Here is a 23447-nt window from a genome sequence, read left to right on the forward strand (position 1 = left end):
GGCAGCACAAGCGGCATCGGTAGAGGTTTCGCCGAAATCTTTCACAGATCCCAAACCGTCGGGCGGGGAAATTCTCGTCGTGCCGGCCGCGTCAGATCAAAGTGCCAGTTCGCGCCGCATCGTTTCCAGCCGCTCCATGGCGATGACGCCTTCGGCGATCGTCGGGGCGGGCGTCGAAGCTCCCCCCAGGGCCGGGACGACGTCGGCCAGCAATGCGTGATATCCTTTCGGGTCCTCGTTGGCGGCCGCCGTAAAATTCGGCTTCCAGGTCAGCGTATCGCAATCCTCCTTCAGCGTCGCGCCGAGGTCGTCGATCTTGAAGGGCGGGTTGCGGTGCCAGCGGATCTCGATCACGTCGTCCACCTCGATGCGCTGATGGTCGCCCATCAGCTCGATCCGCTCGACCGGAGTGCCCCGCGACTGGACTGTACCCATGGCGATATTGCCGATCGCGCCGCATTCGAATTCGAAAGCCACATGGAAAAGCAGGCGTCCCGGGGTCTTTTCGACCTTGCGGGTGGAGATCGAACGAACCGGTGAAACCAGGAAGGACACAAGGTCCATGTAGTGGACGCAGTGGTGCAGGAAGAAGCCGGTGTAATCGACGTTGCCGACGAAATAGCCGGGGGCTGTCATGTAGTAGCCGGTCAGGCCCAGCACGTCCCCGAAGCGTCCGGATTTCACGATGTTCGCCGCCATGCGGTTGCCGATCGAATATCGTTTCATGAACCCGACGAGCAGCGGCTTCTTTGCCTTTTCCGAGGCGGCCAGAAGCTCCCGCGCACCGGCGGCAGAACCCGACGGCGGCTTTTCCATGAAGACCGACAGGCCCCTTTCGAGCGCCGCCTTGCCGAAGGCAAGATGCTGATCCGGCCCGACAGCCATTCCGACCGCATCGATTCCGGGTGTCGAAAGCAGCGTCTGGGCATCTGTCGTCAGATTGGCGACGCCGAATTGCCGGCCGGCATCCTTCAGACGCTTGCCGTCGATATCGCACATCGCCACGAGCTCGACATCATGGCGCACGAGCTGGGGAAGCAGCATCTGGGTTGCGTGGATACCACAACCGATCCAACCGATTTTCAAAGTCATCGACGATATTCCGTAAGCAGGAGATGAGATTTCATGAATGCGCTGGAGGCTGCGAGGCGATTGCTTTCGTCCTCGTGCGGCGGGCGCCACTGGGCAAACGGCACGCCGAAACGGTCGTCACTGCGCCGGAACGGCTCGAGCGATACCGGTCCCTTGTAACCGACCTCGTGAAGCGCGCGGCAGACCTCGACCCAGTTGGTCATTCCCGTTCCCGGGAAGCCGCGGTGGTTCTCATTGGCCTGGAAATGCACGAGACGGTCACCGGCAAGGAGGATCGCCTCGGCGATCGAGCTTTCTTCCATGTGCATGTGGAAGGTATCGAGCATCAGTTTGACGGCCGGGTTATCGACCGCGTCCAGCAATTCCATCGCTTGCTGCGTTGTGCAGAGCACATCGCTTTCGAAACGGTTCAGCGGTTCGACGGCCAATAGCACGCCGGCCTTGCCCGCATAATCGCCAGTCTCCTTCAGACCCCTGACGCAGCGTTCCTTCCGGGCCAGCCTTTCGGTTTCGTCGACCGGCTGAGGGGGGCGTCCGGCGAAAACCAGCGGATTTCCGGTCAGCGGGCCTCCGACGATCTTCGCACCCAGGCCGGCGGCGCAATCGACCGTGTATTTCAGGTAGTCAATACCGGCGCGATGGGCCTCGGCATCCGCCGATGCGAGATTGCGCTGCAGGTTAACGCGGGCGGCGAGCACCACGCCGAGGCCGGCATCGTCGAGCGCCCTTTTTGTTTCCCCGATGTCGAGTTCGCCGATCTCCGGAACCAGAAGCTCCACAAAATCAAAACCGTGCTCACGCATCTTCTCAAACAGCGGGAAATGCTCGGCCGTAAAAGGCCTCGCATATTGCATGGAAATCAACCCGATGGGGTTCATTGTCATTTCCTTTTCAAATTCCTCGATAGTTCTGTTGTTCTTTCTGGCGAATGTTTGCTTCCCTCATCTCTGTGACGAGCACAGGAATGAGGGCAGAACTCTTTCAGCGCCGGCCATTTCTCACCCTTTCACTGCACCCTGGGTCAGGCCGCCGACGAGGCGGCGCTGAACGAGAAGGAACAGGATGGTTGCAGGCATGGCGCCGACGACGGCGCCGGCCGCCAGCAGGCCCCATTCGATCTGGTACTCGCCGATCAGCGTCTGGATCGCCACCGTGACCGGCCGTACGTTTCGCCCGCCGAGCGTCAGGGCGTAGAGATATTCGTTCCAGGCGGTGATGAAGATGTAGATGCCGGTGGAGATGATGCCCGGCATGGTCAGCGGCAGGACTATCTTGCGCAGCGCCGTCAGCCGCGAGCACCCATCCGTCATGGCTGCTTCGTCGAGGCTCTTCGGGATGGCGCCGATATAGCTTGTCAGCATCCACACTGCGAACGGGATCGCCACCGTTGCATTGGCAAGGATCAGGCCGAAATGGGTGTCGAGAATGTTGAAGCGCCGCATCAGCACGAAGAGCGGCAGGATGAGCAGCACGATCGGGAACATGTTGATCAGCAGGAACTGCAGCATCAACAGCTTGCGGCCCGGGAAGCGGAACCGCGAGAAGGCGTAGGCGGCCGTAACCGAGACGATCAGTCCGACGACGACCGTGCCGCCGGCGATGATCAGGCTGTCGAGCATGTTCTTGAGGAAGGACGTCTGCTCGACCAGCCGCACATAGTTGTCGAGGCTCCAGCCACGCGGCGAGAGCGATACTCCGGTCGCAGAAAGCGCGGCGGTCGGCGTCAGCGACGTCAGGATCATCCAGGCGAACGGCGCCATGGCGAAGAGGACGATCACCAGGACGGGCAGGTCCGTTGTGAGGATCCGGCGAAGGGTGCTCTGCTGTCTCATCGTTCCACCTCGCGCATGGTGCGGGCGAGATAGAGAGCCACGAACGCACCCAGAAGAATGGTGAAGGTGACGGCGATCGACGTGCCATATCCGAAATCGAGATTCTGGCGCGCCTTGACGAAGGCGTAGAGCGGCAGCGTGTGCGTCGCATAACCCGGACCGCCGCCGGTCATGACGAAGATGACATCCATGGAATTGGCGACCCAGATCACCCGGAGCAGCCCGGCCGTTGCCAGCACCGGCGCGATCCCCGGCAAGGTGATATGCACGAATTGCCGCCACGTAGAGGCGCCGTCGATCGAGGCCGCCTCATACTGGCTGCGCGGAATGCCCTGCAGGCCGGCAAGGATCATAACCGCGAAGAAAGGAAAACCCTGCCAGGTCAGCGTCGCGATGATCGCGTAGAGCGCGACATTCGGGTCGGCCAGCCACGGCACGGCCGAGCGAACGATCGAAAGATAGATGAGGATATCGTTGAGCACGCCGGTATTCGGATCATAGATCCAGCGCCACATCAGCGCGATCACGACGCTCGGCAGTGCCCAGGGAATGATGATGAGGGCGCGCGCAAGACCGCGCCAGGGAAATTCGCGGTTGAGAAGCAGCGCTGCGACAAGCCCCAACCCCATCTGCAGCGGCACGGTCAGGCCGATCCAGATGATCGTGTTCCAGAGCGCCGTCCAGAAGACCGGATCGTTGAACAGCTTCACGTAGTTTCCAAAACCGACGAACTTGCTGGCGTTCGGCCGAAACAGGATGAGATCGTAGAAGCTGGTGAACACCGCCTGCACCATCGGCATGAAGACGATGACGACGGTGACCACGACGGCGGGGGCAAGCAGCAGGTAGGGAAGCAGCCGCTCGGAACGCCATATAGACGCTCCGCGGCGCTGGGTGGGGGAAGAGATCGATAGGGACATGCTTATCCTGCCTGTGGACCGCGGCGGAGAAGGAGGTCCCGACACATCACTGCCGGGACCGGGAGATTTTACTGAGCAAACAGCGTCTGCAGCTGTTCCATCATTTTCTTCGCCGTGATCTGGCCGGTCAGCGCCTGCTGCATGTTCGTCTGCCAGGCCGTGTTGACGAATTCCGAGACCGCCGAGGTCTGCGGCAGCACTTTTGCGAATGGCAAGGACTGGACCGTCGCTTCGACGAAACGGCGTTCATGGAGTTTCCAGTCGGCGGAACCACTCTTCGTGACCGTCAGCTGACCCGTCGCGCTGTTGAAGGCGACGTTGTTCTGGCCCTCTGCGAGGAAGGAAATCCACTTCCAGGCCGCATCCTTCACCGAGGACGAAGAGAAGATCGCGAGCGACTCGTCGCCGTAGGAAGTCCACTGGCCATTGCCACATTTCGGAACCGGCACGGCCGAGACCTTGTCGCCGAGTGCGGCGACGAGATCCTTGGACGAACCGATATGGTGGATGGTCATCGCCGTCTTGCCGGACTTGAAGGCAGCGACGATTTCCTGGAAACCGTCATTCGGTGCGGACGGCGGAATGACCTTGTCCTTCTGGAAGAGATCCACCAGCCACTGGTTTGCGGCGATCGCCTCCGGCTTGGTCAAGCCGCCCGGCTTCAGCTCGGCGCCCTGGGAGAGCACGAATGCACCCCACTGGTCCCAGCCGCCCTTGCCGCCGCGCAAGCCGAAACCATAGGTCTGCGGCGCATTGGTCAGCTTGATGGCCGCGTTGCGGAATTCTTCACAGGTCTTCGGCGGCTGCAGGCCGGCTGCCTGGAAGAGGTCGGTTCGATAGTATAGATAGAGGACGACATATTGGATCGGCAGATAATACTGCTTGCCGTCAGGCCCCTTGTTCAGCTCGAGCAGGTTATCCAGAAGGTCCGCTTTGCCTTTCCAGCTGTCGATCTGCTTGCCGATCGGTTCCAGCGCGCCCATTTCGGCGAGCCGCGGCTGGGCAAAGAGCTTCACCATGGCCGCGTCAGGCGCGTTGCCGCCGACCAGCGCGGTGTAGAGGTTGTCGTAGTAGCTGTTCCACGGCACGTTCTCGGCTTCGATCTTGATGCCGGGATTGGCTGTCTCGAATTTCTTGACCAGATCCGACATCGGGTTCGCCGGATTGTCGAAATGGTACCAGAAGCGGACGGTTTCCGCCTTGGCCTGGCTGAAAGCGGCCGAAGCCGCGAGAGCGGCCCCGAGCGCGAGTGTCTTCAGAAATTTCATAGTCTCCTCCTCCTGATTGTTTACGTCATGGACGTCTTGTTAGTCGCCTTGCTGCATTGCCCGCGGCCGCCAGAGCCTCCCTTGCGGCCGAAAGTTCGTTGGTGTTCTGCAGGAAACCGTGGATGACGCCCGGCACGATGTGCAACTCGTCATCACGGCCAAGAGCCTTGAGGCGCTGGCTCAGGCCCAATGTGTCGGAAAGCAGCGGATCCACGGCGGCCACCATCAGATAAAGCGGCGGCAGCGCGGCCAGGGCCGCATCGGAAGCCACAAGAGGACAGGCGAGCGGATCCTCCTCGATCGCGCACTCGCCGGAATAGAACGACCAGTAGCGCTGCATCTTGCCACGCGTCAGCCCAGGGCCTTCGGAGAAGCGAACATAGGACTGCGACGCGAAGCTCCGCGCGTAACAGCCGTAGAAGAGCAGCGCTGCATCCGGCAATGCGCGGCCTTCCGCTTGCTCATGCAGCATTGCCGCAAGAGCAAGGTTCGCGCCCGCGGAGTCGCCCGAAATCAGCAACGGGCCGCGGCGAATACCGGCATCGGCCGTCACTTCGAAGAAGTTGCGCAGGCTGGCAACGACATCCTTGAGGCCCGCCGGATAGGGATTTTCCGGCGCCAGCCGATAATCAGGCATGACGACCGGCAGGCCGCTTTCAAGTGCCAGAACCCGGGCGCAGCGCTCGTGGGTTTCCGGCGAGCAGAAGGCAAAACCGCCGCCGTGTACGAAAAGGATGGCGCCTGCCCCGCCGCCGGGAGGGACGAGCACCTTGAGGCGACAACGTGCCGAACCAAGGCTTGGGTCTTCCGCCACCATGACCTCGGTCACACTTTCCATCGCCGGCAGATTGACGTTGCAGCGAACATTGGCGGCAAGCGATTGCGCCCGACCTTGCGCAGGCGGCAGCATTGTCGGATCCGGTAACGGTCCCAGTTCGGCAAGGACCCGCTCGATGAGCGCCGCCATCTCGTCCGACAAGACACCCGACAATTCGATATCGTTGCTCACTGGATCACCTCCGGGAAGACTTCCGGCCCAAAGTCGACGATGGTCGCGATATGATGATGCATGGCGGCGGTGGCGCGCCTTGCATCGCCGCCCTCGATCGCGTCAATGATGCTGCGATGGCGTAGCGCCGTCGCCTCGAGATCCCGCGCCATCGGGCTGCGGGAAATCTTGAAGCGGTGATTGTGAACGAGGCAGCGATGCAGGATCGGGTCGAGTGCCGGCAGATTGGCATCCTCGAAAATTCGGCGATGGAAGTCGCGGTCGAACGAAGCGAGTTCCAGTTCATCTCCCGCTCCGGCCGCGACAAGCATCTTCTCAAGAAGGCCGTTGAGCTCCTTGACCAGCGTCCGGCTCGGCGCACGCATCACACGCGCCATGCCGCTGCCTTCGATCTGCTGGCGCAGCCTAAACATTTCGATCGCCTCGTCTTCGGTGCATTCCGAAACCTGCGTGCCTCGATGCCCCTGCCGACGAACAAGCCCCTCCTCCTGGAGCTGAAGCAGCGCTTCACGCACCGTTCCCTGGCTGCACTGGAAATGTGCCGCCAGCTCCAGTTCGGTCAGCCCGGTTCCGGGCGCCAGCGTTCCGAGCATGATGTCGCGCTTCAAGGCGTTGAAGGCGGCGCCTGCCTTGGGGGGTTTGGTCGATGTCGGTCGAGACGAAAAATACGCCATGTAGTCGATCCAGCCGGTTGCGCATTTCTAAACTTATCATTATTGATATTGATATCGATAATTGGCGTCAAGCGCCAAAGTCGTGTGGAGGAGGAAAAACGTGGCCGGCATTGCATTGAAGAAAATCCAGAAATCCTATGGTGCTCTGCGGGTCATCCACGACATCGACATCGAGATAGAAAGCGGCGAATTCCTGGTCCTCGTCGGTCCTTCCGGCTGCGGAAAATCGACCCTGCTGCGCATGATTGCCGGGCTGGAGGAGATCTCCGGCGGTGAACTCGATATCGGAGGCCGGACTGTGAACCTGCTACCGCCGGCCGAGCGCAACATCGCCATGGTATTTCAGGACTACGCGCTCTATCCCCACATGAGCGTGCGGGAAAATATGTCTTTCGGCCTGAAGATGCGCGGCGGCGATCAGCCTGATATCGACAATCGCGTCAACCAGGCCGCGGACATCCTGAAGATCCAGGACTACCTCGATCGGCGCCCTGCGCAACTGTCTGGCGGACAACGCCAGCGCGTCGCGATGGGACGCGCGATTGTCCGCGAGCCCGCGGCATTTCTCTTCGACGAGCCTCTTTCCAACCTCGACGCAGCGCTGCGCGTGGAGATGCGCCTCGAAATTGCAAAGCTCCATCGCCGCATGAAGGCGACCACCGTTTACGTGACCCATGACCAGGTGGAGGCCATGACGCTTGCGGACCGCATCGTGGTGATGAACGGAGGCGTGGTCGAGCAGGTCGGCAAGCCGCTCGACCTCTATCACAAGCCGTCGAGCCTGTTCGTCGCCCGCTTCATCGGCAGTCCGACCATGAACACCATCCCGGCCAAGCTCTCCAGATCGGGAGGCGAGGCTCAAGTGCTTGGAAGAACCGTGAAGCTGGACGGGCTTGAATTGTCAGGCCATGGCGCCGAGGACATCGTCCTCGGGATAAGGCCGGAAGACCTGACGCAATGTCCGGCCGAGCAGGCCTGGTTCAGCGGCGAATTGATGGTGGCCGAGAAGCTCGGCAGTCAGACCTATGGTTATATTGAAGTCGGGCACACGAGGATGCTGGCCGTGGAGTTTCCTCGAGACCAGGAAATGAGTGTGGGCGATGTCATGCATGTCCGAGGCAACACGTCTGCGCTGCATCTTTTCGACGCTGGAAGCGGTAAGCGCCTGAGCATGTGAGCCGGAATGATCCTTGATCCATGATGGGTTCGAGAATGATCGAAGCCGGATGCAGGGCCGGCCTGAGATGCCGGCCCCTTTTCTGCGTCGAAAACGTCGCTTCAGGATCGTGCTGCCGGAGCCGCCGTTTCGGAACGGACCTTGTCCAGCAGCTTCGAGAACACGCCCTTTCGAGCGTCCTTCGTCTTGATGCTTCGACGTTTTTTGATCTGGACCGTGAACGGCTTTGTCGGGAACTTCATCGAGACGTTCTCCTTAAGCCACCTGGCGCTCGGCCTCGATCTGAAGAGGCGCCTGCTGAAAGGAACTGTCTCCTATCGCAATCCTGCGCGGCTTCATGGCCTCGGGCACTTCACGTTTCAGGGCGATCGAGAGAAGGCCGTTCATCAACGAGGCGTTCTCAACCCTGACGTGGTCGGCAAGCTCGAAGCGGCGTTCGAATGTCCGTCCGGCAATGCCGCGGTGCAAGTATTCACCGTCCTTCTCCTCGGCTTTCTGCCCCTTTACCACGAGAACGTTGCGCTCCTGGGTGATGTCGAGGTCGCCCTTGGCAAAACCCGCGACGGCCATCTGGATGCGATAGTCGTCCTCTCCGGTTTTGACGATGTCGTAGGGCGGCCAAGTATCGATAGCCTGCAGGCGCTGCGCATTGTTCAGGAGATTGAAGATGCGGTCGAAGCCGATGCTGGACCGGTAGAGTGGTGCGAAATCAAGTTCGTTTCTCATAACCATATCCTCCGTAAAGCAACATGGAATGGAGACGCGTCGGAAACCTGCGCCTCCGGTTCGATCGGCCCCTTTTAGGCTGCCGACGAAAATGATCTGGTTTTGAGCGATTTTCGATTCAAGAGGGAATCCGAAAAAAATTTAAGCAGGCCCGCCACGAAAAACTAAAGCCTCTTGATTGCCGATTTCGTGGGGCGCGCGTCCTTAAAAAGGCAGGCCCACATAGTTCTCCGCAAGCGCCGTCGAGGCCGCCCGCGAATGGGTCAGATAGTCCAGCTCGGCTTCCTGGATCCTCTGATCGAATTCGCCCGTATCGGGGAAACGATGCATCATCGTCGTCATCCACCAGGAGAAGCGCACCGCCTTCCAGACGCGGGCCAATGCCCTTTCGGAATAGGCGTCGATGCCGGCATCGGAATGGTCCAAATAGTGTTCCCGCAGCCCGTCGAAGAGGTAATGCACGTCGCTTGCGGCAAGGTTCAGCCCCTTGGCTCCGGTCGGCGGCACGATATGGGCTGCGTCGCCGACGAGGAACAGGTTGCCGAACCGCATCGGCTCGGCAACGAACGACCGCAGCGGTGCGATCGACTTCTCGAAGGACGGCGCGGTGATCAGCGCTTCCGCGTGGTGCACCGGCAAGCGGCGGCGAAGCTCGTCCCAGAACCGGTCGTCGCTCCAGTCCTCGATCTTCTCATCGAGCGCGCACTGGAGATAATAACGGCTGCGGGTCGCAGAGCGCATCGAACAGAGCGCGAAACCGCGTGGGTGATTGGCATAGATCAGTTCATGGTTGACCGGAGCGACCTCCGCTAGGATGCCGAGCCAGCCGAACGGATAGATCTTCTCGAAAACGCGGATTGCGCTTTTCGGCACGGCGTTGCGGCTGGGGCCGTGAGAACCATCGCAGCCGGCGATGAAATCGCAGTCGATGCGATGCGTGCTGCCGTCCTTTTCGTAGGTGACGAAGGGTAAGCGGGTGTCAAAATCATGGGGCGTGACATTGCCGGCTTCATAGATCGTCTGGGCTCCGCCTGCCTCGCGACGTTCCATCAGGTCGCGGGTCACTTCGGTCTGGCCATAGACCATGACGCGCTTGCCGCCGGTCAGCCCATGGAGATCGATCCGGTGGTCGCGCCCGTCGAAGGCGAGCGAAAAACCTTCGTGCGGCAGACCTTCGGCATGCAGCCGGGCACCGGCCCCGGCCTGGTCGATCAGCTCGACCGTGCCTTCCTCCAACACGCCGGCGCGGACGCGGCCGAGGATGTACTCCTTGCCGACACGATCGAGGATGATGTTGTCGACACCCGCTTCCGTCAGAAGCTGGCCGAGCAGGAGACCCGACGGTCCAGAGCCGATAATGGCGACCTGCGTTCTCATGCGTCTCCTCCCGAATGTTTTTGTTTTGGTAAATTGTGCTCGGCTTCCGCGTTGGCGGCAATGGACATTCAAGCCAAAAAATTGGACAAACCGAACATTGCGACCGGAGGCATCCGATGAACAGGCACATACCGACCTACCAGCTATATGGAGAGGATCCGGGCAAGCGGCATGATTTCTGGCTGCATTGCGAAACCATCAAGGCGAGAAGCAGCCGCCACCAATGGGAAATCCGCCTGCATCGGCATGAGTCATTCTTTCAGATACTGTACATCGAGGCGGGATCGGGCGACGCGACCTTCGACACCGAGACGCATGCCATCCGCCCGCCGTCGATCGTCACTGTTCCCCCTGCCCTCAACCATGGCTTCCGGTTCTCCCGCGATATCGAGGGGTTGGTCGTCACGATCCTGAGCTCTCATCTGGACCATCCGCCGGGGGAGCGCAGCCGCTTCGGCGAATGGCTCGCCACACCGCACCTCACCCCGCTCGACCCGTCGAACGCCGATGCTGCCTACGTGATGCAAACAGTGAAACGAATTGGCGAGGAATTCGACCACCGCAACAGCGGGCGCAATGAGCTTCTGGCTACCTATGTAAAGCTCGCGCTGAGGCTGACGGCGCGCATCTCTCGCGCCGACGACCTCAACCAGCTCCCGGCGAACGAAGGCGAACGGCGGATGGAGATGCTGGGCGGCCTGATCCGGCAGCACTTCCGCTCGCATAAGCCGATATCCTTTTACGCGGACGAACTCGGCATCTCGCTGACCCATCTCAACCGCATCGTCCGGTCGATGGCGGGCTGTACGGCGCACGATCTGATCGCCGCCAAGCTGATCGAGGAGTCGAAGCGCGAGCTCGTCTTCTCGCTCGCATCCGTACAGGAAGTCGGTCATCGCCTCGGCTTTGCCGATCCCGCCTATTTCTCGCGTTTTTTCCTGAAGCAGACCGGGGAGACACCGCGCGCCTGGCGCCTGCGAGAAATCCAGTCGCTACACGGGACTTCTTCCTGAAGAGCGCGAACTGCCGCGCGGCACAAAGCCTGGCCTCATCGTGGCGGCCGCAATCGGGGGCCGGAACCATCGGGCTTGCGCTCGGGGCAGGCTTGGACATCGTCCTTCAGGTGATCAGAAGAAGCAGGACGTATGAAACTACCGTGAAGAGCATCCCGCGGAATGCATAGGAGACACATCGGTACTTCTGCCGGGCGATGAGGGACAACACGTCGGCATTGTCCAGGTATTCCTTGAAAAGATAACCGACGTCGCTGCGCTGCGCCGCGTGCTCGAATATTGCCCGGTGCTGCGGCCATGTCCCCCAAAAAAGCGAGGTGGATTTCGCCACCCGCCGAGGCAACACAACGAGGATGGCTGAAAGAATTGAGGAAACTGACGCGATGGCGAGCAATGCGGAAACAACCACCGCAAGCCACGTGCCCCCGGTATACCGCGCCAAGGTGAAGACGCCGCGCCCCTCGCTCGAAGAGATCAAAAATGCCAGCATGAAGGTAAAAATATAGGCAGCCTTCTGATCGGATATTTTGATCTGGTCATAAAACACGTCGTTTATCTTACGGACGTGATTGAAATACTCTTCAGTGATCTCACCGGACGCCATCGGCATTTCGAGCATCTCGATCGGCGCGCTGTCGAAGTCGCTCAACTTGCTTTTCCTCAGTTCCGAACTGTTTCCCTGTTAATACACTCTGGCCGAAAAGCAATGCCGTTTCTAAAGGCTATCTTGACACTTGCCAGGTTTAAAAGCAGTGGTGAAGCATGTCGGGGGCGATCAATCGTTTTTATCTTGCAGCGGTCGCGCTGCCTATACTTGCTGGCGGACTAGCGTCGCCGGCAGCGGCAGAGCCTGTGCAACGATCGGGGCAGCCTGCCGGGGCAGTCATTGCGCGCAAGGCAGGCGAGGAAGTCCGCTTTATCGACGTGTCCAGCTGGCAGTTCGTCGACCTGAAGCAAGACCTCGTCACCGGCGACGTGCTGCGTACCAATGCGACCGGCCAGCTGGCGATCCTCTTTTCCGATCGGACGCAGGTCCGGCTCGGCCGCAATTCCTCGTTGGTTGTCAAGCAGATCACCGCCAGCACCAGCGCCGACACCATATTGGAGCTTCAGTCCGGTACCATCTGGGCACGCGCGGAACGCGGCGGGCCTGGTGTCCGGGTCGAGACGCCGGCGGCGGCCGCGGCGATCCGTGGCACCGACTGGACGATGACGGTCAAGGGCGACCAAACCTCGCTCAACGTCCTCGAGGGCATCGTGCAGCTCAGCAATCCGCAGGGCAGCGTCGAAGTGCGCCAGGGCGAGGGAGCCGTCGCCTCGATCGGCCAGGCGCCGCACAAGGTCGTCATCGTCGATTCCGACGACCGCGAGCAGATGCTGTTCTTCCTGCCGCCGCGCCAGGCATTCGAGCGGATGCCGCCGTCAGCCCAACCGGTTGCCGAAATGCGCCGCAATGCCGATCGCATCACGGCGATCCCCGCCGAACGGCGCAGCGCGGAGGATTGGGTCTCGCTTGCCGAGGCCCAGCTTTCGCTCGAGGGTCGCCAGCGGGCGCGGCAGACGCTTGCCAAGGCCAAGGGCCAGCGGCTTTCCGCCTCGCAGAAGGCCCGAGTGACATTGATCGAGGCAGTCCTCGCCGCAAGCGAAACCCGCTATGCGGAAGCCGCGAAGCTGTTCGAGAAGGCGCAGCGCGGCCTGGATTCCAAACGACGGGGCATCGCACTTTACGGCGGCTATTATGCCCGGGCGCTTGCCGATCCCAACCGGGTCGAAGCACTGCCGCCGCAGGTGGGGGGACCGGACGGCGCATTTCTGCGCGCCTACGCGCTCGGCTTCCTGCAGGACCTGGGGGCGGCAATCAAGGTCCTCAAGGAGGCTGAGCGCCAGTATCCGGACGATCCGGAACTGCCTGCCTATCGCGGCTGGCTTGCGGTCTTGCTGAACGATCGCGCCCAGGCGGAGGAGGCGCTCAACCGGTCGCTTGCGATCGATCCCGCTGAGCCGACGGCGCTCGAGGCTCGTTCGCATTTCCGCGCGGGCTTCAAGGGCGATTATCAGGGCGCGCTCGCCGACCTCGAAGCGGCCATCAAGGTCGCACCCGGGGGCTCGACGACCTGGAACGCGATCGGCAACATCCAGGCCGCACGAAACGCCAACCGCGAGGCCGAAGCCGCCTTCAAGAAGTCGATCGAGCTCGATCCGCAGGACCCGCTCGCCCATTCCAACCTGGCGATCTTCTATCTTGATATCGGCCGGATCGAGGATGCCAAGCGCGAGATCGACACAGCGCTCGCCATCGATCCGGCCTTCGACATCACGCTCGTGGCGCGCGGTCGCTACTATCTGCAGACCGGAGAGCTGGACAAGGCCGTCGACGACCTGCTCGCGGCAAGCGTGGCCAATCCGGCCTATTCGCAAGCGCAATTGCTGCTTGCGGCCGCGAATTACGAAAAAGGCGACCGGGTGCCGGCCGAGCAGGCGACGGAAAATGCCGAACGGCTCGACGATAACGATCCGATAATATCCGCCCTGCGCACGGCAATCGCGATCGACAATTACGATTCGGAAGGCGCCATCCGCAACGCGCAGGAATATCTCAAGCGCTCCAAAGCCCGCGGCGGCGATTTCACCTCGCTCGGCGCCAACCAGCAGGCCGGGTCGACGCTGAACGATGCGTTCCGACTGCAGGGCATGAACGCCTGGGGCGAATATTACAGCGACGCCGCCTTCGATCCGTTCGCCGGCACCGCCTATATCGACCAGAGCATCCACGGCAGCGCCAACCCCTTCGTCAACAACTACTTCTACGGCGACAACGTCATCACCAACGCGCCGAACGGGCAGGCGTTCTCGTCCTTCCTGCAGGGCCTGATGCTCGAGCCGCATATCATTTCCGGCCGCTCGCGCTCCGCCAACATCATGAGACGGCCGTTCTTCGAAGGTTCGATCGGCGGAGGGATCAACACTGCCGGCGGAGAACTCGGATATATCGGTGAGGGGGAGATCCAGGGATACAGCAACCTGCCGTTCCCGATCAGCTTCTATGGGAATTTGCAATGGCAGAAGGTGCCGGACAGCCGGGATTTCTTAGGCCCATCGGACCTCGACACCGAGAATAAGGTCATCGGCGGCAACGGCTATCTCACCGCCAGCCCGACCCCATACGATCGGATAGTGGCTTATTTCAACCACTCAAAAGCCGACTTGAATATCGAGTTCCCGGATATCGATCCCTTTTTCGGTCTCCCGGCCATCGACAGGCAGGATTTTAACGCAAGGGGGACGAACGCCGGAATTGGTTGGAGCCATACGCTTGGCTACCGGGATGTGGTGAATTTGGCGATCATGTACAGCGGTTTCCGCCGGGATTCGGAATTCTATCAGGAGGCCGATGTCTTCGGCCTCCCTCTGCCTATTCGACGTTCGACAGGCGAACTGGAGCAAAACAGCTACATTGCGGCAGCAAACCACAATGTTGCGGTTGGCGATTTCACTTGGCGATATGGGATCGAGGGGGGATGGGTGGACGCGCGCCAGTTCCAACGAGATGAAGATCTTTTGTTCGGAGGATTTGCGGAGGGTGAAGCGTCGAACCGCAGTACTATCGGCCGCGTCTATGTTGATCTTCTTCATGAGGTTGGTCCCGACCTGAAGTTGGAGTATGCTCTATTTGGAACATATCTCGATAACGACGCGACGAGCGAATTCCGGTTGGGGCCACGTATAGGTGCCGCTTGGTCGCCCAGCGAAGGCCAATGGCTCCGCGGGGGCTTCATGCGCAACAGTTTGGATACGACAACTCCGACGCTGTCGCCGATCGGAGTTGTGGGGTTGCAACAGAACCAGGCCAGCATCAATCCGACGGGGTATTCCGATGTCTACGCGGTCCGTTGGGATGCAGAATGGACGCCAAATGTTTTCACTGCAGCAGAATTCCAGCATCAAGAGGTTCGTGATGCGAGCATTTCCATACCTCTGCTGGCTACCACAGCGGATATAGATAGAGGGACAATCAATCGCACCAGCTTGAGCGCCAACTTTCTGCTTGGTCATGGTTTTGGATTGTCTTCAACCATCGCCTATTCTGAGACCGACGACCGAAGCAGCGTGCCCCTTGCCGGCGGGCAAATACCTTATATTCCCGAATGGGCTGGTCAGGTTGCGCTCACCTGGGTGAACGAAGCGAACGTCAAGGCGACAATCGCGGCAAACTATGTGGGGGAACGCGTCAACGAGGCCGGCCTCAATCTTGATGATTTCTGGACGCTCGATGCAAGCCTTACCTGGGAGCCGTTTGACAAGCTGTTTGAACTAGAACTCGCCGCCTATAACCTTCTGGATGAGAACATTCAGCTCAACGGCAACACACCCGGTTGGGGCCGGTCCTTCCGGGGCACGCTCAAAGTTCGGTTCTAATGGCCGGCCGGCGCGGTTTCTCCTTTTCAACGCTGCGCTTCTTCTCGTCGCGCAGCGTGCAGGTTGCCATTCTGGCGGCATTCTTCTTCGCTGCGGCAGCGCTCCTCACGCGCCTGCCGGGATGGCCGCTGATCGACTATCGGGCATTCGACTATCTTTCGACCGTCCCGGCTGAGCCGATTGCGCAGGGAGGGCCGATCGTCGTGGCGATCGACGAGCCGTCGCTCGCGGAGGTCAACGTGCAGTGGCCGTGGCCACGCGGCCTGCATGCAAAGCTGGTCTCCCGGCTGCGCGCCGCCGGCGCCAAAGTGATCGGCCTCGACATCATTTTTTCCGAACCGTCTGCGCCGGCCGAGGACGAGGCGCTTGCCGCCACGCTCGGGCCGGATGTCGTGCTGGCGGGCGACGAGACGCTCGTAACCTCTAACCAGGCCGACCAGTTCATCCGGGTCATGCCGCTGCAGATGTTCTCCGACAGGCAAGCGCCAACAGGCATCGCCTCGGTCGGCCTGCATCGAGACGGCGTGCTGCGGGACATGCCGGACTTTGTCGACGGCTTTGCCGCCGTGGTCGCGACGGCCGCGGGCATCGAGGTGGATCAGCCGGAGCCTGGAAGCCTTATTCAGGTGTTCGGCGGTCCCCGCGCCTATCCGACGGTGTCCTATTATCAGGCTCTGGATCCTGAAAATTTCCTGCCGCCGGGGCTGTTCAAGGACCGGATCGCCATCGTCGGGCTGAGCCTGCAGAATGCACCGTCGATCGACAATGGCGGAGCCGACGCCTTCCCGACCTCCCATACGATTCACGACGGCAAGCTGTTGGCCGGCGCCGAAGTTCAGGCGACCATTTTCGACAACCTGCGGCTCAAGAAATCAATCACCGAAGCCAGTCGCCCGATGAGACAATTGCTGCTTCTGGTCGCGGTCGTGGCGGCGGCGGTGCTCATCTGGAAGGGTACGGGCTGGCACACGGTGGCGGGCGGCGCGGTGGTGATCGTCGTGCTGTTCATCGGCAGCTACGTCACCCTGCGTTTCGGCCGCGTCTTCCTGTCACCTATAGCGGCGTCCCTCGCCTTTGCCGGCATGACCGCGGCACAGGCAGCGCTCGACTACGCCCAGGAGCGGAAGAGCCGCCGGCAGATCATCCGAGCTTTCTCGCAATATCTGGCGCCTGCCCTGGTCGATCAACTCGCTCGCGATCCATCCAAGCTGAAGCTCGGCGGCGAGAAGCGCGAGCTTTCGATCCTGTTCTGCGATGTACGGGGCTTCACCACCATTGCCGAGCAACTCAAGGACGATCCGCAACAGTTGACGATGCTGATTAACCGGCTGCTGACGCCGCTGTCCGATATTGCGCTTTCGCATGGCGGCACGATCGACAAATATATCGGCGACTGCCTGATGGCCTTCTGGAATGCGCCGCTCGACGACGCTGCACATGCGGCCCATGCGGTAGCCGCCGCGCTTGATATGCTCGACTCGATGCAGGCGCTGAACGACGATCTGGAGGCCGAAGCGGAGGCGGCAGGACGGACTTATTATCCGCTGGCGATCGGAATCGGCATCAATACTGGCGAATGCGTGGTCGGTAACATGGGCTCGACGAGCCGTTTCGACTATTCCGCGCTTGGAGACGCCGTCAATCTGGCAGCTCGACTTGAATCCGCATCAAAGGCTTATGGCGTGCCACTGCTGCTAGGTGAGAGGACCGCACAGGCAGTGGACGATATTTTCGCAGTCTTCGAACTCGACCGCATCACGGTTAAAGGCAAGACGGAAGAGGTTCCCGTCTGCACCGTGCTTCGTGAAACTTCCGAGGCGGCACGGAACGTCCATCGCGAATTTCTTGAGGCACGTTATCGCGGCGACGTCGCCACGCAGCAGACCCTGGCGCAGAGGCTTATAGATGATGTGCCGGCGCTTTCGGCGTATCATGGGCAGGCCCTGTAGCGTCCAAGCAAGAAAACGAAATGCCGCACCGGGTCGCCGGTTCTCGTGTCCTCGGTCGACATGTTGGGATGATATTTCACTATCCGCCGCATTCTTAAATTAAATAGTCTATTTCTTTTATAGAAAATATCCCACCCTTCCGTGCATCGACTTTCGTGTCCTGCAACCGATGAGGGGAAGATCAACGATGACATTGGTAAAAACTGTGAGAACGGTCCTGCTCGGCCTGCTTGCCTTCGGCACCATGAGCGGGGTGGTCGCGGCCCAGACGAACGCGCCCCTTCTTCCGAAGGTGCCGCCCGGAACGGTCCTGACGGTCGGCGATCCGGTGACGCAGAAGGCGCTGGAGGTCTCCGGATTGATCAAGGAACTGTCGTTTGAAGTCAAATGGGCCAATATCAGTGGCGGCCCGCAGACCTCGGAAGCATTCCGTGCCAAGGCGCTCGACGTCGGGTCGGTGGCCGAAATCCCTTCGATCTTCGCCAACTGGAACAACCTGCCGGTTCGCAACATCGCCTATCGCGAACGCCGCGACCCGATTGCCAATCCCATCTACCGCTTCGGAGTGGCGCCCGGCGCTGGCATCAAGACGCTGGCCGATTTCCGCGGCAAGCGCATCGCCTTCAGCCCCGGCCAGGCCCAGGGAGCACTCGTTCTGCGCGCCCTCCATGCCGCAGGCCTCAAGAAAAGCGACGTCACCCTGGTCGAACTGCCGAGCACCGGCGATGTCTATCCGAAGGCGCTGGCCAGCAAGCAGGTCGATGTCGCGCCGCTCGGGGGCGTCTATATAAGGCGTTATATCGCCCAGTACGGCGGCGATGGCGCGACGCTCGTCGAACACGGACTGCGTGATGATCCGGGCCATCTCTATGCACCGCAATGGGTGCTCGACGATCCGGCGAAGGCCGCGGCTCTCGCCGAATATGTCGGGCTTTGGGCACGCGCCACCGAGTGGGTGAACAAGAATCCGGAGATCTGGATCAAGGAATATTATGTCGGCCAGCAGGGTCTGAGCCAGGATGACGGCGAATATCTGGTCAAGCTGACCGGGGAGCAGGTTGTTTCGGGAGATTGGAACGAGGTGAAAAAGCGGCACCAGGAGACGATCAACCTGCTGGCGGCGGAGCTCGGCTACAAGCCCTTCGACGTGGAAAAGATCTTCGACAACCGGTTCGAAAAGACCGCCTCCGCCGCCTTGGCGAAGAGCCAGTAATCCCCCTGCATCATCCAAGAGGAGATCCGAAGCATGGCAACCATTTGGGATGCGGATGAGGTGAAATCATCCCGGCAGTCCAGCCGTGAAAGTGCACATACCGTTCCAGCCGTGGCAAGGCCTCGCACCGCCCGGAGCCGCCGGAGACTGGGGCCGGGACCAGCGATACCATTCGGGCTTCAAATCGGGCCGGCATTGCTGGTGCTGCTGTGGGTAGGCGGCTCCGCTCTCGGGTGGATCGACCCGCGCATACTCTCTGCGCCCTGGACGGTCGTCGAGGCTTTTGGAAGGCTCATCGAGCAAGGCCGGCTGCAGGATAACTTCGTGACATCGGCGACGCGTGCCCTGTTTGGCCTCAGCATCGGTCTGGTCATCGGCACGATCCTTGCCGTCACCGCCGGTCTTTCCCGGATCGGCGAAGCACTGATCGACGGCCCCGTTCAGATCAAGCGCGCCATCCCGACGCTGGCTCTGATCCCTCTGCTGATCCTGTGGTTCGGCATCGGCGAAGGCATGAAGGTCACCACGATCGCCCTTGCGGTCATCATACCCATCTACATCCACACCCATAATGCGCTGCGCGGCATCGACAGCCGCTACGTCGAACTGGCCGAGACCCTGCGCATGAGCCAGAAGGATTTTATCTTTCAGGTGGTGCTGCCCGGCGCATTGCCCGGCTTTCTCCTGGGCCTGCGGTTTGCCGTCACTCTCTGCTGGGTTTCGCTTGTCGTGGTCGAGCAGATCAACGCCACCAGCGGGCTCGGTTACATGATCGACCTCGCCCGCAACTATGGGCAAACCGATGTCATCCTCGTCGGCCTGGTCGTCTATGTACTGCTCGGCCTCGTCTCGGACGGTCTCGTCCGCCTGCTCGAACGGAGGGTCCTCTCATGGCGCCGCACTCTAGCCAACTGAAGTCTGCATCCAGAGCCGTGCATGTCCGCAACCTCATGCGCCGGTTCGCCACCAAGACGATCCTGGATCGCGTCGATCTCGATATCGCCGAAGGGGAGTTCGTTGCCCTGCTCGGCAGGAGCGGCTCCGGCAAAAGCACCTTCCTCAAGGCGCTCGCCGGCCTCGATCACGACGTCCAGGGAACCGGCACGCTTGAAACTCCGGAAAACCTTTCCGTGGTTTTCCAGGATGCACGTCTTCTGCCCTGGCGCACCGTGATCCAGAACGTCACTCTCGGTCTGCCGGGGGCTGCCGGGCAGGAAGCAGGCAGAAAAGCCTTGGCCGAAGTCGGGCTCGAGGGGCGCGAAGCGGCCTGGCCAAACCAGCTCTCGGGCGGCGAGCAGCAGAGGGTAGCTCTTGCCCGCTCGCTGGTCCGCCAGCCGTCCCTGCTTCTGGCCGACGAGCCGTTCGGCGCCCTCGACGCACTGACGCGGCTGAAGATGCACGACCTGCTGCGGGAATTGTGCGCAAGGCACCGGCCGGCCGTGTTGCTCGTCACCCACGACGTCGACGAGGCAATCTCGCTCGCCGACCGGATACTGGTTCTCGACGAAGGTCATCTGATCGAGGACCTGCGGATCGATCTGCCGACGCCGCGCGATCATGGCGATCCACGCTTTGCAAAGATCCGCACCCAGCTTTTGAGCCGGCTCGGGGTGGAAACTCCCGGACGGCGAGCCGCCTGAAATCCAACGGAAGTTGTCATCATGACCAGCAAGGGTCAGCTCAATCTCAACGCCTCGAACGGGGGACACGCCAATGAGTAATGAGAAGAGACAAATGCGGCTAGGGGCTTTCATCATGGCGACAGGCCATCATGTGGCCGCCTGGCGCCATCCGGCTTCGCAGGCCGACGCGGGACTGAATATCGATCACTACCGCGAACTGGCGCAGACGGCGGAACGGGGCAAGTTCGATCTGGTCTTCGTGGCCGACAGCCCGGCCGGCTGGGAGCGCGCCAAGGACCCGGAGGCGCTTCGCCGTTCCTCGCAGGGTGCCCATTTCGAACCCGTGACCCTGTGGGCCGCCCTGTCGCAGGCCACCAGCCATATCGGCTTCGTCGCCACGGCATCCACCACCTATGAAGACCCCTATCTTCTGGCGCGCAAATTCGCCTCGCTCGACTATATCTCCAAGGGCCGGGCGGCCTGGAATGTGGTGACGACGGGCGCGGATGTCTCCAAGAACTTCTCCATCCCCGGTCATCCCGCCCATGCCGACCGCTACGCGCGCGCCGAGGAATTCGTCGATCTGGTGAAAGGGCTGTGGGACAGCTACGAGGACGACGCCTTCATCCGCGACAAGGAAAGCGGCGTCTATCTCGACCCGGACAAGGTGCATCTCGTCGACCACAAGGGTCAGTTCTTCTCTGTCACCGGTCCGCTCAATGTCGGCCGTCCCGTGCAGGGTTATCCGGTGATTGTCCAGGCCGGCGCATCGGAACCCGGCCGCGAGCTGGCGGCCCGAACCGCCGAGATGATCTTCACCGCCAACCAGACGCTCGAGGACGCCCAGGAATTTTATTCCGACGTCAAGGGGCGGCTTGCCCGTTATGGACGCAGCCAGGACGACCTGTTGATCAGCCCCGGCATATTCCCCGTTCTCGGTGGCACCGAAAGGCAAGCACAAGAGAACTACGACTATATCCAGTCGCTCGTTCACCCCTCGATCGCCTGGAACATCCTTGCCCGCCACTACAAGGGCGTCGACCTCTCCGGTTATTCGCTGGACGATCCCGCTCCGCCCCTGCCGCAGGATACGGAACTCAACAAAAGCCGCCTCAAGCTGGTCACCGATCTGGTATCGCGCAACAATCTGACGCTGCGCCAGTTCTATCTGGCGGTTGCGACCGCTCGCGGCCATCGAACGGTGATCGGCACGCCGGAACAGATTGCCGACGCGATGCAGGAATGGTTCGAGAATGGCGCTGCCGACGCTTTCAATATCATGCCACCGATCCTGCCAGCCGGATTGACGGATTTCGTCGACCAGGTCGTGCCTATCCTGCGCAAGCGTGGCCTTTTCCGGTATGAATATGAAGGAACGACCCTGCGGGAGAACCTCGGCCTCAAGCGCCCGCAGAACGGCTTCGTGCTTCAGTCACAGCTTGAGCCGGAGGCTCGGGCAGCCGTATAGCTCCCGCCTCACATCAAATCTCCTGGCCGCGAAGATGGCGACACCGCCAATACTTCTCGGCCAGGACCTTCCGCTCGCCTTTTCTCGAACAGGCTTCGCTCAGGCGCTCAATGCCTGCCTACGGTTGTTGACGAAGCCGGCCACTTCCGATTGAGGCATTGCCTTGCCGAAGATATAGCCCTGCCCTATATCGCAGCCCTGGCCAAGGAAGTAGGCGAGCTGGGCGTTCTCCTCGATCCCTTCGACAGTGGTCTTGAGGTTGAGACTGCGGCTTAAGCCAAGCACGGCGTCGATGATTTTGGCGTTCTTGTCGTTGTGGGTAAAGCTTGAGACAAAGCTCTTGTCGATCTTGATCTTGTCGAACTTGAAGCGCGCCAACTGCGCCAGGCTTGAATATCCGGTTCCGAAATCATCCAGCGCCACTTGGATGCCGGCGGCATGAAATTGCTCGATCGTCGCGGCGGCAAGGTCCGGGTCGTCGATCAGAGCATTTTCGGTAATCTCGATTTCCAGCCTGGACGCCTGTAGGCCGGTCTGCTGCAGGATGTGGAGAACACGGCTTGCGAGCAGCCTGTCTTCCATCTGGACCGGCGACACGTTGAAGGAGAGCGACAATGTTCCCGGCCAAAGCTGCGCATCGCGGCAGGCTTTCGACAGAAGCTGCTCGAAGAGCGTGGTAATGAGGCCGGTCTCTTCGGCCACGGCAATGAACTGTTGCGGTGAGACGAATACGCCGTCCTTGTTCCACCGCGCAAGCGCTTCGAAACCGCAGATTTCACCCGTTCTGAGGTTGATCAGCGGCTGGTAGAACGGGTCGATCTTGCCCTCGTCGATGGCGCGGCGAAGGTCGCCTTCGAGCTTGGCCCGCTCGGAGACCTTCTCCTGCATTTCGGGCTGGAACAGGGAATATTGATTGTGACCCCGGCCCTTCGCCTCGTACAGCGCGACATCCGACCGGTGGCAGACTTCCTCGAGCGAGCTACCGTGGTCCGGCAGGCGCGCATAACCGACGCTGGCACCGACCTCCGTCAGCAGGGTACCGATCCGGACCGGCCGGGAAACCGAATGGATGAGCAGCTGCGCGAAAAGCTCCTCCTTTTCGGGCGAGAGATTGCGAGCCACGGCGACGAACTCGTCGCCGCCGAAACGGAAGACGCATTCGTATTCGGCCAATGCGCAGATGCGCCGTGACACTTCCTTCAGCAGGACGTCGCCGCCCTGATGGCCGAGAAGGTCATTGACCTTCTTGAAGCCGTCGAGATCTATCGAAAACACCGTTGCGGTCTGCCGCCCGTTATCCTCGTCCGTTTCCTGCTGCCTTTCATCGGGGTGCGAAAGGACGAACCTGTCGAAGGCATAGCGGTTGGGAAGTTTCGTCAGATGATCGTGCGTGGCGATATGGTCAGCCTCATTGAAGGCCTTCCGGCGATTCATCATTTCACTGCGCATATCGAGAATGCGCAGCACCGAATAGGCGAAGCTCGCAAGCCCTGCAACGATGAGTACGATGATGATGAGATGGGCTTTTCCCGCACTGATCGACTGAACCAGCTCCAGCAGCAGGTCGTCATAAGCTATACAGCCGATGAGCAAAACCATCGCGACTGCCGTCACTTGCGCCAGCTGCCTGCCGGCTTTGCTTTCCAGAAAATCCTTCATCTACCCCTCCAACTCCGTGATCCTAGGAGAAA

Annotated in this window: 20 protein-coding genes; 8 read left to right on the forward strand and 12 right to left on the reverse strand. The window is 60.9% G+C overall.

The window, feature by feature from the left end; translation table 11 throughout:
• Positions 1-96 precede the first annotated feature (96 nt).
• The 7 genes from AC1DLT_RS03385 to AC1DLT_RS03415 all read right to left on the reverse strand — a co-directional run bounded on the left by AC1DLT_RS03385 (position 97) and on the right by AC1DLT_RS03415 (position 6795).
• Entirely contained in the window at positions 97-1092 is a 996-nt protein-coding gene (locus AC1DLT_RS03385) for a Gfo/Idh/MocA family protein (protein ID WP_040125573.1), read from the reverse strand.
• Complete coding sequence (locus AC1DLT_RS03390) at positions 1089-1970, reverse strand: sugar phosphate isomerase/epimerase family protein (protein WP_477485863.1); 882 nt, start codon at positions 1968-1970, stop codon at positions 1089-1091. The genes AC1DLT_RS03385 and AC1DLT_RS03390 overlap by 4 nt, the downstream gene beginning before the upstream one ends.
• A gap of 120 nt (positions 1971-2090) precedes the next feature.
• On the reverse strand, positions 2091-2924 hold the full coding sequence (locus AC1DLT_RS03395) for a carbohydrate ABC transporter permease (RefSeq protein ID WP_040125575.1): 834 nt from the start codon (positions 2922-2924) through the stop codon (positions 2091-2093).
• Positions 2921-3844, reverse strand: a complete 924-nt coding sequence (locus tag AC1DLT_RS03400) for a carbohydrate ABC transporter permease (RefSeq protein WP_477485864.1) — start codon at positions 3842-3844, stop codon at positions 2921-2923. The genes AC1DLT_RS03395 and AC1DLT_RS03400 overlap by 4 nt, the downstream gene beginning before the upstream one ends.
• A gap of 68 nt (positions 3845-3912) precedes the next feature.
• Positions 3913-5112: an ABC transporter substrate-binding protein gene (locus AC1DLT_RS03405; protein WP_247031201.1), complete on the reverse strand. Its 1200-nt coding sequence runs from the start codon at positions 5110-5112 to the stop codon at positions 3913-3915.
• Positions 5113-5137: 25 nt separating this feature from the next.
• Entirely contained in the window at positions 5138-6121 is a 984-nt protein-coding gene (locus tag AC1DLT_RS03410; RefSeq protein WP_477485865.1) for an alpha/beta hydrolase, read from the reverse strand.
• Positions 6118-6795 carry a GntR family transcriptional regulator gene (locus tag AC1DLT_RS03415; RefSeq protein WP_247031199.1) on the reverse strand — a complete coding sequence of 226 codons (678 nt, stop codon included), beginning with the start codon at positions 6793-6795 and terminating at the stop codon, positions 6118-6120. Before AC1DLT_RS03415 ends, AC1DLT_RS03410 begins: the two co-directional genes overlap by 4 nt.
• A gap of 100 nt (positions 6796-6895) precedes the next feature.
• On the opposite strand from AC1DLT_RS03415, the gene AC1DLT_RS03420 reads away from it, so the two are divergent.
• Positions 6896-7972 carry an ABC transporter ATP-binding protein gene (locus tag AC1DLT_RS03420; protein ID WP_477485866.1) on the forward strand — a complete coding sequence of 359 codons (1077 nt, stop codon included), beginning with the start codon at positions 6896-6898 and terminating at the stop codon, positions 7970-7972.
• A gap of 101 nt (positions 7973-8073) precedes the next feature.
• Here the strand turns inward: AC1DLT_RS03420 and AC1DLT_RS03425 are convergent, their stop codons facing one another.
• From AC1DLT_RS03425 to pobA, 3 genes are all read right to left on the reverse strand, one after another.
• The gene (locus tag AC1DLT_RS03425) at positions 8074-8214 is read right to left on the reverse strand and encodes a hypothetical protein (RefSeq protein WP_477485867.1); all 141 of its coding nucleotides are present in this window, start codon (positions 8212-8214) and stop codon (positions 8074-8076) included.
• Positions 8215-8227: 13 nt separating this feature from the next.
• Positions 8228-8698: an Hsp20 family protein gene (locus AC1DLT_RS03430; RefSeq protein WP_477485868.1), complete on the reverse strand. Its 471-nt coding sequence runs from the start codon at positions 8696-8698 to the stop codon at positions 8228-8230.
• Positions 8699-8902: 204 nt separating this feature from the next.
• Positions 8903-10075, reverse strand: a complete 1173-nt coding sequence (gene pobA / locus AC1DLT_RS03435) for a 4-hydroxybenzoate 3-monooxygenase (RefSeq protein ID WP_040125580.1) — start codon at positions 10073-10075, stop codon at positions 8903-8905.
• 116 nt (positions 10076-10191) lie between these two features.
• On the opposite strand from pobA, the gene AC1DLT_RS03440 reads away from it, so the two are divergent.
• Entirely contained in the window at positions 10192-11088 is an 897-nt protein-coding gene (locus tag AC1DLT_RS03440; RefSeq protein ID WP_040125581.1) for a helix-turn-helix domain-containing protein, read from the forward strand.
• A 106-nt stretch (positions 11089-11194) separates the two neighbouring features.
• On the opposite strand, the gene AC1DLT_RS03445 is transcribed toward AC1DLT_RS03440, so the two are convergent.
• Positions 11195-11737 carry a Pycsar system effector family protein gene (locus tag AC1DLT_RS03445; RefSeq protein ID WP_040125582.1) on the reverse strand — a complete coding sequence of 181 codons (543 nt, stop codon included), beginning with the start codon at positions 11735-11737 and terminating at the stop codon, positions 11195-11197.
• 113 nt (positions 11738-11850) lie between these two features.
• On the opposite strand from AC1DLT_RS03445, the gene AC1DLT_RS03450 reads away from it, so the two are divergent.
• The 6 genes from AC1DLT_RS03450 (at position 11851) to AC1DLT_RS03475 (ending at position 21756) form a co-directional block, all read left to right on the forward strand.
• Positions 11851-15504 (forward strand): FecR domain-containing protein, encoded by a 3654-nt coding sequence (locus AC1DLT_RS03450; protein ID WP_051900661.1) that lies wholly within the window; start codon positions 11851-11853, stop codon positions 15502-15504.
• Positions 15504-17453 (forward strand): adenylate/guanylate cyclase domain-containing protein, encoded by a 1950-nt coding sequence (locus AC1DLT_RS03455; RefSeq protein WP_051900663.1) that lies wholly within the window; start codon positions 15504-15506, stop codon positions 17451-17453. The genes AC1DLT_RS03450 and AC1DLT_RS03455 overlap by 1 nt, the downstream gene beginning before the upstream one ends.
• A 187-nt stretch (positions 17454-17640) precedes the next feature.
• Complete coding sequence (locus tag AC1DLT_RS03460) at positions 17641-18666, forward strand: ABC transporter substrate-binding protein (protein WP_040125583.1); 1026 nt, start codon at positions 17641-17643, stop codon at positions 18664-18666.
• Positions 18667-18699: 33 nt separating this feature from the next.
• On the forward strand, positions 18700-19581 hold the full coding sequence (locus AC1DLT_RS03465; RefSeq protein ID WP_477485869.1) for an ABC transporter permease: 882 nt from the start codon (positions 18700-18702) through the stop codon (positions 19579-19581).
• Complete coding sequence (locus AC1DLT_RS03470; protein ID WP_477485870.1) at positions 19557-20306, forward strand: ABC transporter ATP-binding protein; 750 nt, start codon at positions 19557-19559, stop codon at positions 20304-20306. The genes AC1DLT_RS03465 and AC1DLT_RS03470 overlap by 25 nt, the downstream gene beginning before the upstream one ends.
• A gap of 73 nt (positions 20307-20379) precedes the next feature.
• On the forward strand, positions 20380-21756 hold the full coding sequence (locus AC1DLT_RS03475) for an LLM class flavin-dependent oxidoreductase (RefSeq protein ID WP_477485871.1): 1377 nt from the start codon (positions 20380-20382) through the stop codon (positions 21754-21756).
• 99 nt (positions 21757-21855) lie between these two features.
• Here the strand turns inward: AC1DLT_RS03475 and AC1DLT_RS03480 are convergent, their stop codons facing one another.
• A complete protein-coding gene (locus AC1DLT_RS03480) occupies positions 21856-23415 on the reverse strand; it encodes a putative bifunctional diguanylate cyclase/phosphodiesterase (RefSeq protein WP_477485872.1) in 1560 nt (519 codons plus the stop codon).
• Positions 23416-23447: the final 32 nt, after the last annotated feature.

Source organism: Neorhizobium sp. 05N33 (genome assembly GCF_056397445.1).

What these genes read in the sequence shown, in the direction of transcription:
- AC1DLT_RS03425 (WP_477485867.1), bottom strand. Translation starts at nt 8,214, where the DNA reads ATGAAGTTCCCGACAAAGCCGTTCACGGTCCAGATCAAAAAACGTCGA.
- AC1DLT_RS03415 (WP_247031199.1), bottom strand. Translation starts at nt 6,795, where the DNA reads ATGGCGTATTTTTCGTCTCGACCGACATCGACCAAACCCCCCAAGGCA.
- AC1DLT_RS03400 (WP_477485864.1), bottom strand. Translation starts at nt 3,844, where the DNA reads ATGTCCCTATCGATCTCTTCCCCCACCCAGCGCCGCGGAGCGTCTATA.
- AC1DLT_RS03475 (WP_477485871.1), top strand. Translation starts at nt 20,380, where the DNA reads ATGAGTAATGAGAAGAGACAAATGCGGCTAGGGGCTTTCATCATGGCG.
- AC1DLT_RS03460 (WP_040125583.1), top strand. Translation starts at nt 17,641, where the DNA reads ATGACATTGGTAAAAACTGTGAGAACGGTCCTGCTCGGCCTGCTTGCC.
- AC1DLT_RS03455 (WP_051900663.1), top strand. Translation starts at nt 15,504, where the DNA reads ATGGCCGGCCGGCGCGGTTTCTCCTTTTCAACGCTGCGCTTCTTCTCG.
- AC1DLT_RS03440 (WP_040125581.1), top strand. Translation starts at nt 10,192, where the DNA reads ATGAACAGGCACATACCGACCTACCAGCTATATGGAGAGGATCCGGGC.
- AC1DLT_RS03480 (WP_477485872.1), bottom strand. Translation starts at nt 23,415, where the DNA reads ATGAAGGATTTTCTGGAAAGCAAAGCCGGCAGGCAGCTGGCGCAAGTG.
- AC1DLT_RS03405 (WP_247031201.1), bottom strand. Translation starts at nt 5,112, where the DNA reads ATGAAATTTCTGAAGACACTCGCGCTCGGGGCCGCTCTCGCGGCTTCG.
- AC1DLT_RS03395 (WP_040125575.1), bottom strand. Translation starts at nt 2,924, where the DNA reads ATGAGACAGCAGAGCACCCTTCGCCGGATCCTCACAACGGACCTGCCC.
- AC1DLT_RS03430 (WP_477485868.1), bottom strand. Translation starts at nt 8,698, where the DNA reads ATGAGAAACGAACTTGATTTCGCACCACTCTACCGGTCCAGCATCGGC.
- AC1DLT_RS03385 (WP_040125573.1), bottom strand. Translation starts at nt 1,092, where the DNA reads ATGACTTTGAAAATCGGTTGGATCGGTTGTGGTATCCACGCAACCCAG.
- AC1DLT_RS03390 (WP_477485863.1), bottom strand. Translation starts at nt 1,970, where the DNA reads ATGAACCCCATCGGGTTGATTTCCATGCAATATGCGAGGCCTTTTACG.
- pobA (WP_040125580.1), bottom strand. Translation starts at nt 10,075, where the DNA reads ATGAGAACGCAGGTCGCCATTATCGGCTCTGGACCGTCGGGTCTCCTG.
- AC1DLT_RS03450 (WP_051900661.1), top strand. Translation starts at nt 11,851, where the DNA reads ATGTCGGGGGCGATCAATCGTTTTTATCTTGCAGCGGTCGCGCTGCCT.
- AC1DLT_RS03465 (WP_477485869.1), top strand. Translation starts at nt 18,700, where the DNA reads ATGGCAACCATTTGGGATGCGGATGAGGTGAAATCATCCCGGCAGTCC.
- AC1DLT_RS03470 (WP_477485870.1), top strand. Translation starts at nt 19,557, where the DNA reads ATGGCGCCGCACTCTAGCCAACTGAAGTCTGCATCCAGAGCCGTGCAT.